This window comes from Sphingobacterium sp. HSC-15S19 (assembly GCF_050433745.1).
GTDB lineage: Bacteria > Bacteroidota > Bacteroidia > Sphingobacteriales > Sphingobacteriaceae > Sphingobacterium > Sphingobacterium siyangense.
On sequence record NZ_JBNPWQ010000012.1, the window covers coordinates 113,428 to 127,703 of the forward strand.

The window sequence follows — 14,276 nt, forward strand, 5'->3', positions numbered from 1 at the left end:
ACTTCATCTGTCCGTAAGTTAGTGTGCTGAATAGTTCAAAAATGGCAAATTTTAAAAAGACTTTCTATAAAAAAATAGACCATATCAACCAATGGCGTATGAGAAAAGTTTCGAATCGGAACTTTATCATCATCTTGGCCTTTTTGGTAGGTATTGTTGGGGGGCTGATGGCATCCGTTTTAAAAAGACTGACTCATTTTATTGCGACAAGTATCCAGAACGATATTGACTGGAAATTAAAGTATTCTTTGTATCTGGTTTTTCCGTTGATCGGTATTCTGCTGAGTGTATTATTTGTCCGAAAATTTATCAAAGGCAAAAAAATAGAACATGGTATAACGCCGATTATTTATGCGATCAGCCGAAAAGGAAGCCGACTGGATCCCAGTAATATTTATTCACAGGTGGTGACTTCAGCCATCACCGTTGGCTTTGGAGGTTCCTGTGGTTTGGAGGCTCCCGTTGCCTTGGGCGGATCTTCTATTGGTTCAAATATTGCGCGTTTTTTTGGATTACAATATAAAGAAGTGACCATGCTACTGGCCTGCGGTGCAGCTGCAGGTATTGCTGGTGCATTTAATAGTCCTTTGGCAGGAATGATCTTTGCCATTGAAATTCTGCTACCCGAATTTTCCATCCCTGTGTTTATTCCACTGCTAATTTCCTCTGCAATGGCGTCGGTGGTTTCGCGGCTGCTCTACAGTGAACCCCTATTTACGAACTTTAATTCCTACTGGCAGGTATCCGCCTTATTCTTCTACCTGCTAATGGCTGTACTGATAGGCTTATACACCGTATATTTTGCGCGCGTATCTGTTATTGTAAACCAATGGTTTCGGAAAATCAAAAATCCTTATAACAAGGTATGGGTGAGCGGTGTTGCTTTGGGACTGATGATCCTAGTATTTCCTGCGCTATACGGCGAGGGCTATCTGACCATACAGCAAATTTTGAATGGGCAGTTCAACGCAATTGTCAAAAATAGTTTATTCTCCGAATACCATAATATCGGCTTCGTTGTTTTTGGATACACGCTATTGACGCTCTTCGGAAAATCATTTGCCGCACTCTTTACTCTTAATGGAGGTGGCAATGGTGGCGTTTTTGGTCCAAGCTTGGTGATGGGAGGACTCTTGGGGTTTGCATTTTCTTATGGGATCAATCTGACAGGGCTTGCAGAGCTAAACGTTCCTAATTTTGTTGTAGCTGGTATGGCCGGCGCCCTGAGCGGCATTATGCATGCGCCTTTGACCGGTATGTTCCTTATTGCGGAGGTGACCGGTGGCTATACATTGATGGTCCCTTTGATGCTTGTCTGTTCGATATCTTACCTCATCAATAGAACAATGCTCAAGCACTCGATCTATACCAAGGTGCTCGCAGAATCAGGTGATTTGATCTCTTATGAAGATAAAGATCGTTCCGTATTAAGCATGATGCGCATCAAATACGTTTTGGAAACGAACTTTGTGATTTTGCGTCCTGATGAAACCCCTAAATCTAGACAGCACGATATTATTCATAGCAAAAGAAATATATTTCCCATTGTGAGCCACGATGGCAAATTCATCGGAATAGTCAACAGCGAATATTTATTCTCGATTCTACTTGGTGAATTGGATGGTCTGGATACAACATTTGAAAAATTGGCTCAAAAGCCCAATGATATCGTTGTTATTCATGAAAGTATGGAATCTGTGATGTCAAAAATGAACAAAGAAGACACCTGGATCCTTCCGGTGCTTGGACCTGAGCAAAAATATCTGGGCTTTGTATCCAAATCTAGTGTATTCAATAAATACCGAGCACTGCTAATCCGCCAAGGGCATTACCTCGAATAGGAAACAATAACCGTCCAATTAAGTTTAACAATAGATTTCTTTCGGTAACTTTATTGTATTGTCTGCTTCAGGTAAAAAAGTACCGCTGTCTAAAAATTCTCCATGGATGTTTATGGAATTCCATCTCTAGACATATCTTACCAATAACGAAGCAAAGATCCTCAATTTTAAATTGATCAAAAACCAATTCGGACCTTTACATCGTATATTAAAAAACAAGAATGGAGAAACGCTATGAAACAGGTATTTTTATTATTATTACTAGGATTAGGCTTATTTATGCTCAGCAAATTTGGCTTTTCACAGAAAACTGGTGATTCCAAAATAATTAAAAAACAAGCTATGAACCCTACTGGCGAGAAAGATCAGGTTATTTATTTTGCAGGGGGATGTTTTTGGGGTACGGAGCATTTTCTTAAGCAGGTCCGTGGGGTGACCGCTACCGAAGTTGGTTATGCCAATGGCAATCTAAAAAACCCAAGCTATGAGCAGGTTTCCACAGGAAAAACGGGCTTTGCGGAGACTGTCAAAGTCACTTACGATCCACAAGTCGTCGACTTAAAACTGCTCGTAGATTTATTCCTAAAGACTATTGACCCGACCTCGCTCAATAAGCAAGGAAACGATATCGGAACACAATATCGTACCGGCATATACTATACAAGCGATTCAGCCGTTCCGGTTATCAAGGAAAGCCTTGCCGAACTGGCCAAAAAATATCCGGCAAAAATAGTTGTTGAACTGGAACCCTTACAAAATTACTACGACGCTGAGACATACCATCAAAAATATCTCGACAAAAACCCAGGTGGCTACTGCCATATTGATCCGGAATTATTCGAGTTGGCACGAAAAGCCAATCCTTCTCCCGCCAAAAATTCATCCGCGCAGCAAACTTATAAAAGGAAAGACCAAAGCACATTAAAAAAAGAACTTACACCACTGCAATATGATGTCACGCAGCATCAGGCAACCGAGCGTGCATTCGATAATGCATACAATGATGAGTTCAGAGATGGCATTTATGTAGATATTACTACCGGTGAACCACTATTTGTCTCGACCGACAAGTTTGAATCAGGTTGTGGATGGCCCAGCTTTTCCAAACCGATCAATCCAGACTTAGTCGAAGAATTAGCGGATAATTCTCACGGCATGCGCCGCACGGAAGTACGTAGCAAAACTGGCGACGCTCACCTAGGACATGTCTTTGATGACGGCCCTGCTGACAAAGGCGGGCTACGCTATTGCATCAATAGTGCCTCTCTCCAATTTGTGCCTAAAGAAGAAATGAAAGCCAAGGGTTATGCAAAATACTTGCCCTTGCTAGCCAAGAAGTAAATGGTATAGCATAAATAGCTCTTAGCGAAAAACTGATGCAAGTCTGCATCAGTTTTTTTGTGCGCTGCTATCCCGAGCAGTACCGTAATAAGCGATCCGCTTACATGTAAAACGATCGTTATTTACAACAGCTAAAACCTACATCAAAAAAAAATTAAAAAAAATAGAATTATTAAATCCAAGCTATCCAAAAAGTCGTAAATAGTTATAAGTACAGAAAATTATAAAACTTAAAGACTTTTGTTATGGAAAAGACAACAAAGCCCCACAATGATTCGCTATTTCATTCCAATAGCGAAATTGAAAAAAGGGATCTTCGCAGAAGGGATTTCCTAAAATTTGCAGGCGCTAGTGCTGCATCATTAGCCATCCTGGGTATGTCCAGTTGTAAAAAAGATCATGATGACGGTATGGATAATGGTGGTAAGGGTCTATATTTTGGTAGTGGCGATATTGCTATTCTCAACTACGCATACGCGCTCGAACAGCTTGAAGCCGCCTTTTACATTCAATTGGTCAATAACCCCTACACGGGAATGACCGATATGGAAAAGACATTCTTTACAGATATCCGTGATCATGAGATTGCCCATCGCGAATTTTTTAAAGTTGCACTGGGTGCCAAAGCAATCTCCAGCCTTGATTTAAATCTTTCGGGTATTAATTTCAGTAGTCGGGAAAATGTCCTGGCAACGGCCAAAACATTTGAGGATCTGGGCGTTTCAGCATATAACGGTGCAGGATGGCTTATTAAAGATCCTAATTACCTGTTATTGGCAGGCAAGATCGTTTCGGTCGAAGCGCGGCATGCTGCTTGGGTACGTGACATGATAGACAATGGCAGTTTTGCCAATATGGAAGTTGTGGATTCCAATGGTCTTGATGTTGCAAAAAGCCCTAGTGTCGTACTGAGTGCTGCAGCACCGTTTATCAAATCGAAAATCGATGTATCGGATCTACCCACTTATTAATCACCCAAAACTCAATTATCATGAATCTTTTAAACGTTTTTGAACAAATAAATGCTGTAGATCCTGAGTTCAGCGATCGCATCAGCCCACGTCGTGAAGCAATTAAAAATCTAGCTTCCATGAGTAAAAAAGTAACGCTGGCAGCACTACCCTTTTTCGTTAGTGAACTTTTCAAAAAAGCTTATGGTGCCACAGCCACCACGGATGTAAATGGTGTCCTAAATTATGCATTGACCCTCGAATATTTAGAAGCAGAATATTATACCATGGGAGTTGCCAAAGCTGGACTTATCCCCTCGGGCAAACCGCTTGGAGCCATTACCACCATACGGGATCATGAGGTAGCTCACGTGAATTTTCTGAAACAGGTATTGGGCAGTAAGGCTGTTTCAAAGCCGACATTTGATTTCACCGCTGGCGGCACATTTGGAAATGTCTTTAGCGATTATGATACATTCTTAGCGGTTGCTCAGGCATTTGAAGATACCGGAGTGCGCGCATATAAGGGACAGGCAGGCATCTTGCTTGGCAACCGCGTTGTTCTTACTGCTGCATTACAGATCCACTCTGTCGAAGCGAGGCATGCCTCCCATATCCGGCAGATGCGCCGCGCACGCGGCGGTGGTGCCGCAAATCAAAAGCCTTGGATTACGGGAGCCAACGATACGGGTATCGGTGCCGTCGTAGATCCTATTTATGCAGGTGAAGATAATGTAAAGCAAGCAGGCGTTGACATAACTTCGCTGTCTGGCTCGATGGGGAAAATCTCAACTAGTGCAGCAACACAATCTTTTGATGAGCCATTAACCGCAGAAGCTGTACTTAATATTGCAGGTTTATTTATCAAAGCTTAACAAAAGTCTTAATCTACCTGTGAAAACGGCCCCGGTTTGGTTTACAAATTGGGGCTTTTTCGTGCTATTAAAACATGAACGACAGTAAAAAATTTAAGAGAATAAGGGCTAAATATTTCCCATCACGCAGAGCTCAGTTAGCGTAGGACTAGGTTTTCCACCTTCATCCTCCAACGTAATGACGAAGGCCTGTGCTTTGGCAACATCAAGCATTTTACTGGCCATCTGATTGCGGGCAGCCACCGGAAATACACCAACACTGACCGGCTGTCCGTCTACCATGGCCCAGAGCTGATACTGTTTACCCTTGGGAGGAACGGGCATATGATCAAGACTCAAGTAAACTGCTTTAGAATGCTGGTCCCAGTAAACTAGTGCGTGCAAATCTGGTTTGGTCTCAACCCCTTTTAAAGAAATCGTTTTAATGGCCGGGTTCTGAATGAGTGCCCATTTGTCCTGCAATACAGCTAAGGTAGTTTGCTTCGAATTTAGTTGTGTATCCGTTTGAGCAAGCATCTGTCTATCCTGTTGTTGCTGCAGATAAAAGAATAGATTTGCACCAGCACTAAGCGCAAGCAAAACACTTGCTGCGATTGCCCACCCATAAGATCTTAGCGATACGATCTGAGCCGTCTGCTCTTCAGTGCTGGAATTTTTTAGTGACTTATCATATTCATCCGATGAAGTAATCAGCGTGGGAGGAAGATCTGCTGAATCATTCTTCGCAACGAGGTTTTCATCTTCAAGCCTAGCCCAGATCTTTTCCTTCAGGGAAATAGGCATTGCCACCGCCTGGATCTCAGCCAAGTTCTCGAGCATTTTTTCAGCTTCGATTACTGCTTCATCCACTGCGGAATTATTTTTACGAATACAGTTCAGGATACTGACTTCCTCTTCGGAAGCGAGTCCTAACACATACGATTCAATAATCCCAGATGATATGTAAGCTTCGATATCCAAAATTAACGATATTCTTTTAATAATTTTTTTAAATGTAAAAATGCAGCTTTAGTCCGTGTTTTTATGGTCCCCAAAGGAATATCGAGCTGTTGTGCGATTTCCTGTTGGGTGTATCCTTCATAGTAGGCCATTTCAATCAAAATGCGGCATTCGGGCTTTAAGTTATCTAAAACATTTTTAAATCCAATAAAATCTGCCCGTGCATTCCGTTCATTCTGACTTCGATCTAGCTCCTCTTCTCTATTTACGATATTGGAGAGCGGTTGGTTTTTCAATTCATTCTTTGCACCCTTTGATTTACGGTAGTCCAGTGCGGCGTTACGCGCAATATTGATCATCCATGTATATAACCTTCCCTTTTCTGCATCGAAATGATCAACATGTTTCCAGATCTTAACAAAAACATCCTGAATAACTTCCTCTGCGTGCTCAACAGAAGTTACAATCCGGCGAACTACGCCATACAAGGCGTCTGCATAGTTATCGTAGAGATAGCTAAAAAGCCTGCTGGTTCTTTTTCTTAAGCAAAAGAATCAATGTTTCTTCCGAAAGGTTGTGTAATGGACTCAAATTTTAAGTTTATAGAACTAATATCTCTAATAAATCCTGTAAATCAAAGCCCATCACACAATTCAGGTATAAAACTATTTATCGAAAAAAAAAGCGTATAAATACCTACTCATAAGAAGGTGTTTTTTAAATAAAATCATAAATCCCATTTTTCCAACCTAATATTTTGGCTGAATCTGCATCGAGCCATTTTTTCAATAGTGTAGCATATACTTTTCGAAAATCTTCCGTATACTGGAGATCCCCCTCATTGAGCTGGGTTAGGTCGGGCAGCGCGTTGAGCAGGCCCTGTTTTTTCAATCCTCCGGATAGAAAAAAAAGTTGGTTGGCCGTACCATGATCAGTGCCATTGCTGGCATTCTGGGCCACCCTACGGCCAAACTCCGAAAAGGTCATCAGCATGACATGCTGAAAAAGACTATTTTTCTTGAGGTCGTCCACAAACGCCTCCACGGCATCGTTGATGGTTTGGAATAGACTCTCCTGCCGCTGCTGCTGATTGATATGCGTATCAAAACTGCCGATCTGCAGATAGTATACCTGTGTATTGATATCCGATTTAATCAACGACGATACCGTCTTCAGATCCTTTCCAAGCACCGAATCGGGGTACGCTGCTGCGGTCTTCCTGGCTTTACTCTGTTCAAAAATATAGTCGGCATTGTTGATCGTATCACCCAGGGTCTGATACAGATAGGCTACTGTCTCCTCTTCATGCTGATGCTGATGTTCCTGATAGAGTGCATTAAAATACTCTTCACGGCTGGTCTGATAAAGCTTCTTGGGGTCTTTAAACGCAAACGCTTTTTTCTGTTTTCCCTTGAGGGCAAGGCTCAGCATATCATTCACTTCGAGCGCCTGCGTCGGATGAACGCAGTCGTAACAGGCCTGGTCGAGGTAGCGGCCTATCCAGCCGCTCTCCAGGTACTCGTCGCTTCGGCTCGCACTATGCCATATATCCATGCTGCGGAAATGCGATTTATTGGGATCGGGATAACCGACATTGTTGAGTACAGCCAGTTCGCCACGATCATAAAGTGTCTTAAAAAAAGGTAAAGCCGGATGAATGCCCGCTTCATCTGTGAGCGTTAGTGCATTATCGACCGCAATCGTCTGCCGTTCCCGAAAATAGATATCATTGCGCATCGGAACAATGGTATTTAGCCCATCATTGCCACCACTGAGCTGCAAGATGACCAACACCTTATGTCCCCTTTCCAGTGCTTCAGGCAAGGACATGGCTTTTAAGAAATTGGGCAGCAGCAGCGATGCTGTTGCAAGTGAACCTGCTTTGAGAAATTGGCGTCTTTTGATGATCATGGCTTTCTTATTACGATTAACAGAGTTGATATTCGGGGATACTCATTACTTCAATAATAGTCCTACGGCGGCTTCCGCCAGCGTAGCTATCGCGCAGTGCCTTACCAAAGGAAGGTTGCTGCTGCAGCAGGAGCTCAAAGGGATCCCGATCGGCAAATACAGCCTCGACCCCAGCCCAGTCAATGGAAATTTTTGGGTTTTTATAGGCTTTAGCCATGGCCCGCGACTGCTTCATCCCCATATCAAGGTCGTCGTCATTCTGCGCGTCAAGATCCAGCGGCCGCAGGCCGGTCCATATCTGCGGTAGTTGCATCCGGAGCAATAAGGTAGAGCTGTCGATCCAGGCTTTTCCCGATGGCCATCCCGCCACATTCGGCGGATACAGGAGCATCTGTCCCAACAGCTTTTGATAAACAATCAGGTTTTCAGGAATCGCGATCTCCATGGGCAGCATACGCATAATACCAGCCATGAGTTCCACCGGTGACTTTATTTTGTTGCCCACATTTTTGGAGTCGTAAAACCAGGCTGCCGTAAATACACGGTCTAGCAACCGCCTGATATCATATCCTGAATCGAAGAAATCTTTACTCAGCGTGTCGACGATGTCCTGATCCACTTGTTCGTTTACCAGAAAACGGTAGAGCTTTTCGGTGATAAAACGGGCCGTAGCGGGCCGCTCCAAGATAATATCCAGGATAGCATTGCCGTCGAAACTTCCGGTTTTCCCCAAAAATGTTTTGCTGCCCGAATCATGATACTTTTTACGCACCAAGAACTGGCCATCCTTATCGTATGACCAGCCCGTAAATGCACGCGCAGCTTCCTTCACATCCGATTCCGTATAGTTGCCACGCCCCATCGTAAAGAGCTCCATCACTTCCCGGGCAAAGTTTTCATTGGGGTGGTCTTTTTTATTCTGCTGGTTGTTGAGGAAATTGAGCATAGCCGGAGCTTTGGAAACGGCGAACAGCAGATCCCGGAAATTTCCAAGCGCATTTTTTCTGATTTCGTTGAGGATATGGGCGCTAAAATTGGCGTTGATAACCCGGCTAGCAAAATGTCCGTGCCAAAAAAAGGCCATCTTCTCCCTGAGCTGATCTTCGCTATGCACCATTTCATTCAGGAAATTAAGGTTGATCTCAATATTACGCTTTCGATTGAGCTGTTGTACCTGCTTTTTGTCTGCGGCATTCAACTTGGAAAGCGTCGTGTAGTCGACGTTGGTCTGCTCCGTATTGAAACTGATGGGATGAAATTCATGTTCCTGGGCATATTGCTTCCAGAGGACTGCGGTAGACTGCTGTTCAAAAACGGTAATCTGCTGTAGGCCCATCCCAAATCCGGCGCGATTTGCCAGGTGTATATTTTTTTTAAAATCGGACATCATCCTGTTTCCTTTTATACCTAAATAACGAATTATTTAACTATGTTAGCTTACAGGAAGATTCGATTTAACAAAAATTAAGCTAAATTAACAAAGTGACTACCAAGACAATACTTTTCAAACTTCGATTTTTTTATTAAATTTATTCGCCTAGGTGCAAAAGAACCCCTTGTTGAAATTGCACACCTCCTTTAAAACCACGCTGTATCGCTCATTTGCTTAAGAATTCTTATCCCACTGCTGTTTTCTATCCCATTGAGTGCTTCCACATTCAGGACCAGCCACATGAAATTAAATAAACTTAAGCTGTAGCGGGCGAATAAAGGATTATATTTTCTTCGGCATGCCCTATTATCGTCGCGAATGGCAGCCAAGAGTACAATTACGAAGATTATTATTCTCCAGTGTTAATTTAATATTAAGCTACCCAAAATTTGACGGTTAGGACAAACAAAAAGAGGGGAAAATTAGTTATTATGGCAATGATAATTATCCTAATTAACAAAAATAGACTTAAATAAGTTAAATGTAGCAGCAGGCGAATTGAGCTACGGGATTATAGACCAACATAGGAATACATTTTAATCATATAAATTTAAGAAAATGAAAAGAATCTTAATTGTTTTAGTGCTGGTTTTTTGTTTTGTCTATCGCAAAACCGATGCATGCACACGCGTTGTATATAAAGGGCCCAATCAAACTGTCCTTACCGCCCGAAGTATGGACTGGCGGGATGAAATACCCGTTAATCTGTGGGTGTTTCCAAAAGGGATGAAACGAAATGGAGAAGTGGGTCCCCTTTCCGTCAAATGGACTTCAAAATATGGCAGTGTCATTGCGAGTGCCTGGGACATCGCCACTACAGATGGCTTGAATGAGGCTGGCCTTGTAGCCAATGTCCTTTGGCTAGCCGAATCCCAATATCCTAAATTCGATCCAAAAGGACAGAAGCCCGGATTGACCATTGCCGCTTGGGCACAGTATATATTAGATAACTATGCTTCGGTAGCAGAGGCCGTAGATGCTCTTAAAAGCGAACCTTTCGTCTTAGTCAGCGACTATATTCCGGGTACACAGCGGTTTACGACACTCCATTTATCATTATCCGATAAATCTGGCGACAACGCCATATTTGAATATATCAACGGAAAGCTTGTGATACACCACGACCCGAAATACGTCGTGATGACAAACTCGCCGATCTTTGAAGAGCAGCTGGCACTCAATAATTATTGGCGGGGAATTCCAGGTACCATCATGTTGCCTGGTACCAACCGTGCGGCAGACCGATTTGTGCGTGCTTCCTTTTATATTGATGCAATTCCACAGACCGATGACGTGAGGAAATCCGTTGCAAGTGTGTTTAGCGTAATTCGCAACTGTTCTGTTCCTTATGGAATTTCCTCCAAGGAAGAACCCAATATCTCGACGACACGTTGGCGTTCTGTAGCAGATCACAAAGATTTGGTTTACTATTTTGAAACAGTAACCACACCGGGTACTTTTTGGATCAATCTAAAAGATCCGGATCTGAGCGAAAAAGGTCAGGTTCTTAAACTTGATGTGGAACAAAACAAAACCTATACTGGATTGAGCAATGAACACCTAAAAAAAGTACAACCTTTTAAATTTATGGGGTTGTGATCGATATGATATAAGCAATTGCTGTTTCATTGATGTTGTCGTATTACTATCTCAATGAAACAGCACATTTGCGAACAGCTACATGGAATCCAACAAATTAGTGCTCCAGTTCTTTCAGGTATTCGATCATGGCATCGAGGCTCTGCAGTAGCTTCTCACCTTCAAATCCCACCTTTCGAAAACGGATGTTCCCCTTTTTGTCCAGGATCAATGTTGTCGGAATGGATGTGATATCCAACTTACTACTGAGCTTCTTATCTTGGTTGTAATAAAATGGAAAGTCAAATTCGGGATTGGCTTTCGCCCATTTGTAGGCATCGTCCCAGCTGTTTCCGCTGCCCGAATTGAGTATCACGAACTTCACCTGCGGGTCATCCGCATATTTTTTGTACACCTGATGCAAATAGGGAAATGAAGCGATGCAGGGCTTACACCAGGTTGCCCAAAAATCAATGATGACAATCTTGTCCTGGAGATCCGCTTTGAGCAAAGGTTTTTTGTCCATATCAACTATGCTGATGTCTTCTGGAAATGGCGTATTGCCGATGATCTTTTGAAACTCCTGGTAATACCCTTGTTTCCATTGCTTGTCAAGCTTGCTAAAATAAGCCTGCCGTTCGGCAGCATTGTCCATTCCGTTTTTAAGGATCGCTTTGTCGAGAAGCTGCCTGATCGCTGGATCAAAAGGAGCATAACGATAGGCTGCCTCCAATACAGGTATAGCACTGTTTGGATCATTCCACTGCTGATACTGCATGGCCACCGCCCGCAGCAGTGCCGCCGATTGGAGTGTAGGGATACTTTTATCGAACCACTTCCGGGCCGCTTCAGGCTGGTTTAACTGAGCAGCGATAAGTCCCTGATTGGCCATAATTTCTGCTTTTACTGCAGCAAGCTTATCCGCCTTGGCCGGATCATGGGCCACCAGATAGCCCGTTTCGGGGAAATAGCGTATTAAACTCACGGGATAGGCCGCAACACTGTCAAGTAGATATAAATTGAGCTTGGACGCATCCTGCAGCATCAGCTTATGCGCTAAGAGCAGCTGCACATACTGATTGTATGTGCGCCATTTGTAGGGATCCTGTTCCCAACGGGTAATCAGCGGCAGGTATTTCTTGGCCTGTACGCTGTCGCGGTGCTGCACATAGTAGGTAAAAAGATAGTCGTAGGCGCTGCCATAGGCCGCCTCATTATCGGCTGTCTTGAGGGCTAGAAGCTGCCCTATCTTGGCGACCACGGCGGTGGAATCCTGCTCGCGGAACAACTTATTGAGCCGATACCCTATGCCGATCTTCTTGTTGGGAAACTCGTTGATCACCACCTGGCGGATCGAATCCACTTTTTGGTTCTGGCCGAGTATCAGATAGCCCATGGTCACCTTGTTGAGGTTCCCTTCAAAGAGCGGATTGCTTCTGAATTTCTTTTCCACCACGGCCAAGCCCTTGTTCAAGAGCCACCCCTGCTGGGCCGGACCAGCGTTTTTCATCTGTAGCACAATCAGCCGGAGCTGTGCCTCGTAATTGTCAGGATACAGACTCAGCTCTTTTTTGAGGTAATACTCCTGTGTAGCCAGGATATGATCTGAGGTTTTGTCCTGCACCGGCACGCTGTATGATTTCCCAAGGTAATTGCCGGCAATCAGTTTCCCCTGCTTATAGACGTAGATCTCATACTGACTGCTATCGCTTGCCTGCTGTACAAATTTCTTGTCTTTGTCGGCAATCGTAAAGCAGGAAAAGTTGGCGTAGGCGGGCAGTTTAAAACGTACACGCCAGATTCCACCTTCTTGTTGCATGGGCATGCGGCTCGGGAACTCGTAAAAATTTGAATAGTTGAAATCCACGAAAAATGGCCCTTCCTTATGGGTAGCAGCAGATTTACCCGGATCAAAGCTGATGGTCACGGTATCTCCGGCCGCTGCTTTTTGCGGCAAAATGCTCACTTGTGCCTGCAACAGCAGGTTTGCCTGTAGCAGGCACAGCAGCAATGCGTATTTGAATAGCTTAATCATTCTGTTGGAGGTTAGCATTGGTAATTAAAATAGCACTGGCGATCGGTATTTTGGTATCGCTTTCACTAAAGTCTGTTTTGACCTTCGAAAGTACAGGGAGGGCCCTGTTTGTGCGCACCAGGTCAAACCAACGGTGGCCCCATTCACCGAGCAGTTCTAGCTGCCGCTCCTTTTCGAGCGCCAGCGCAATGCCCGCCTTGTCCATCGTTTGTGGCAGCGCAGCAAGACCTGCACGTTCGCGGATCTGATTGATATCCTGTATTGCCGCCGGCAACTTATTCTGGTTTAGCCGCGCTTCGGCACGGATCAGATACTGCTCGGCAAGGCGCAGCACAGTATTGTATTCGGTTACAGGGGCGCCCGTGCGCACCTTATACTTATACGGCATATAAAGCGTCTTATTACTTACCACATAAGGCTTTAACCACATCGCTTTACGTAAGTCATTTTCTTCGTAGGCCGCTACCGTGGTATCATACACCTGATAATAACTCCGTGCTGTAGCTACTGTCGGAACGATACTGAAACCTTCCCAGGTGTTGACTCCGGCAGTGGAAAGATTAACGGTCTGCAGCTGCCAGATTGCCTCTTTGCTCGTTTTCAAAAAGACGGTATTGAGGTCGCGCGACAGTTCGTACCGGTTATCAGCAATGACTTTATCGGCCATTGCTTCGGCATTGGCCCAGTCGCCATGATACAGATATACCCGGGCCAATAGCGCGTCAACCGCTTTTCTGTTGGGGCGGGTACGCTCATTGCCCTGATAGGCATCCGCAATATCGACAGCAGATTTCTGCAGATCATCCACCATGAAAGCATAGAGCTCTTCCCTGGAGGCCGGACCTTTTCGGTTGTTGGCTTCCAGATCCTTGGTATCGGTGATGAGAGGCACTTTATTGAAGAGGTTGCTCAGGTAAAAGTAATTGAATACCCTTGTAAAACGGGCCTCGGCCGATAGCTGTGCCTTTACCGTACTGCTGAGCGCCGAGGCTTCGACACCCTCGATAATCTTATTGCTGTGGTTGATATAGCTATAAGGTTGCGACCAGAGCCGATCAAGATAAGAGGTTGCCGGACTTAGTTTATTGTATTTGTACTCATCGTAGCTTGTAAAGGCTGAGTTATACTCGTCGGCCAGACTGGACAGTACAATGGTCATCAGCCCACTGGCGAACTGGTTATTGTAGTTGTTCATACTGGTATAGAGTCCGCCCACGGTTGCTGTGGCCGTCTTTTCGTCACTGAAGGCCGACTCTGCTGCTACTTCTGTCTTGGGTGGGTCCACGGCCAGAAATTTATTGCAGGAGATGTTTAGCAGTGGTGTTGCAAAAAGGCTGTAGATAATATATTTGTTCATGGGATATGTCTTTAGTT

At 44.2% G+C, this 14,276-nt stretch carries 11 protein-coding genes; 5 read left to right on the forward strand and 6 right to left on the reverse strand.

Annotation, left to right across the window (positions count from 1 at the left end; translation table 11 throughout):
- The first annotated feature begins 41 nt into the window (after positions 1-41).
- From L1283_RS11915 to L1283_RS11930, 4 genes are all read left to right on the forward strand, one after another.
- Positions 42-1,841, forward strand: a complete 1,800-nt coding sequence (locus L1283_RS11915) for a chloride channel protein (RefSeq protein ID WP_286774868.1) — start codon at positions 42-44, stop codon at positions 1,839-1,841.
- Positions 1,842-2,075: 234 nt separating this feature from the next.
- Positions 2,076-3,182: a peptide-methionine (R)-S-oxide reductase MsrB gene (gene msrB, locus L1283_RS11920; RefSeq protein WP_286774867.1), complete on the forward strand. Its 1,107-nt coding sequence runs from the start codon at positions 2,076-2,078 to the stop codon at positions 3,180-3,182.
- A gap of 245 nt (positions 3,183-3,427) precedes the next feature.
- Positions 3,428-4,153, forward strand: coding sequence for a ferritin-like domain-containing protein (locus tag L1283_RS11925; protein WP_286774866.1), 726 nt, complete (start codon positions 3,428-3,430; stop codon positions 4,151-4,153).
- Between the two features lie 20 nt (positions 4,154-4,173).
- The gene (locus L1283_RS11930; RefSeq protein WP_286774865.1) at positions 4,174-5,007 is read left to right on the forward strand and encodes a ferritin-like domain-containing protein; all 834 of its coding nucleotides are present in this window, start codon (positions 4,174-4,176) and stop codon (positions 5,005-5,007) included.
- A 108-nt stretch (positions 5,008-5,115) separates the two neighbouring features.
- Here L1283_RS11930 and L1283_RS11935 read toward each other — a convergent pair whose 3' ends face one another.
- The 4 genes from L1283_RS11935 to L1283_RS11950 form a co-directional block, all read right to left on the reverse strand.
- A complete protein-coding gene (locus L1283_RS11935) occupies positions 5,116-5,967 on the reverse strand; it encodes an anti-sigma factor (protein WP_429626120.1) in 852 nt (283 codons plus the stop codon).
- Between the two features lie 2 nt (positions 5,968-5,969).
- Positions 5,970-6,434, reverse strand: a complete 465-nt coding sequence (locus L1283_RS11940; protein WP_286774863.1) for an RNA polymerase sigma factor — start codon at positions 6,432-6,434, stop codon at positions 5,970-5,972.
- A 229-nt stretch (positions 6,435-6,663) separates the two neighbouring features.
- On the reverse strand, positions 6,664-7,857 hold the full coding sequence (locus tag L1283_RS11945) for a DUF1501 domain-containing protein (protein WP_286774862.1): 1,194 nt from the start codon (positions 7,855-7,857) through the stop codon (positions 6,664-6,666).
- 16 nt (positions 7,858-7,873) lie between these two features.
- Entirely contained in the window at positions 7,874-9,247 is a 1,374-nt protein-coding gene (locus tag L1283_RS11950) for a DUF1800 domain-containing protein (RefSeq protein WP_333802815.1), read from the reverse strand.
- A 600-nt stretch (positions 9,248-9,847) separates the two neighbouring features.
- On the opposite strand from L1283_RS11950, the gene L1283_RS11955 reads away from it, so the two are divergent.
- The gene (locus L1283_RS11955) at positions 9,848-10,888 is read left to right on the forward strand and encodes a linear amide C-N hydrolase (RefSeq protein ID WP_429626121.1); all 1,041 of its coding nucleotides are present in this window, start codon (positions 9,848-9,850) and stop codon (positions 10,886-10,888) included.
- Positions 10,889-10,985: 97 nt separating this feature from the next.
- Here the strand turns inward: L1283_RS11955 and L1283_RS11960 are convergent, their stop codons facing one another.
- Together L1283_RS11960 and L1283_RS11965 are read right to left on the reverse strand one after the other, a co-directional pair.
- On the reverse strand, positions 10,986-12,902 hold the full coding sequence (locus L1283_RS11960) for a thioredoxin-like domain-containing protein (RefSeq protein WP_429626122.1): 1,917 nt from the start codon (positions 12,900-12,902) through the stop codon (positions 10,986-10,988).
- Positions 12,895-14,259 (reverse strand): RagB/SusD family nutrient uptake outer membrane protein, encoded by a 1,365-nt coding sequence (locus L1283_RS11965; protein WP_312351894.1) that lies wholly within the window; start codon positions 14,257-14,259, stop codon positions 12,895-12,897. The genes L1283_RS11960 and L1283_RS11965 overlap by 8 nt, the downstream gene beginning before the upstream one ends.
- Positions 14,260-14,276: the final 17 nt, after the last annotated feature.

Excerpts from the sequence above, each read along its gene's own strand:
- msrB (WP_286774867.1), top strand. The coding sequence starts at position 2,076 with ATGAAACAGGTATTTTTATTATTATTACTAGGATTAGGCTTATTTATG.
- L1283_RS11960 (WP_429626122.1), bottom strand. The coding sequence starts at position 12,902 with ATGATTAAGCTATTCAAATACGCATTGCTGCTGTGCCTGCTACAGGCA.
- L1283_RS11915 (WP_286774868.1), top strand. The coding sequence starts at position 42 with ATGGCAAATTTTAAAAAGACTTTCTATAAAAAAATAGACCATATCAAC.
- L1283_RS11930 (WP_286774865.1), top strand. The coding sequence starts at position 4,174 with ATGAATCTTTTAAACGTTTTTGAACAAATAAATGCTGTAGATCCTGAG.
- L1283_RS11950 (WP_333802815.1), bottom strand. The coding sequence starts at position 9,247 with ATGATGTCCGATTTTAAAAAAAATATACACCTGGCAAATCGCGCCGGA.
- L1283_RS11945 (WP_286774862.1), bottom strand. The coding sequence starts at position 7,857 with ATGATCATCAAAAGACGCCAATTTCTCAAAGCAGGTTCACTTGCAACA.
- L1283_RS11925 (WP_286774866.1), top strand. The coding sequence starts at position 3,428 with ATGGAAAAGACAACAAAGCCCCACAATGATTCGCTATTTCATTCCAAT.
- L1283_RS11965 (WP_312351894.1), bottom strand. The coding sequence starts at position 14,259 with ATGAACAAATATATTATCTACAGCCTTTTTGCAACACCACTGCTAAAC.
- L1283_RS11955 (WP_429626121.1), top strand. The coding sequence starts at position 9,848 with ATGAAAAGAATCTTAATTGTTTTAGTGCTGGTTTTTTGTTTTGTCTAT.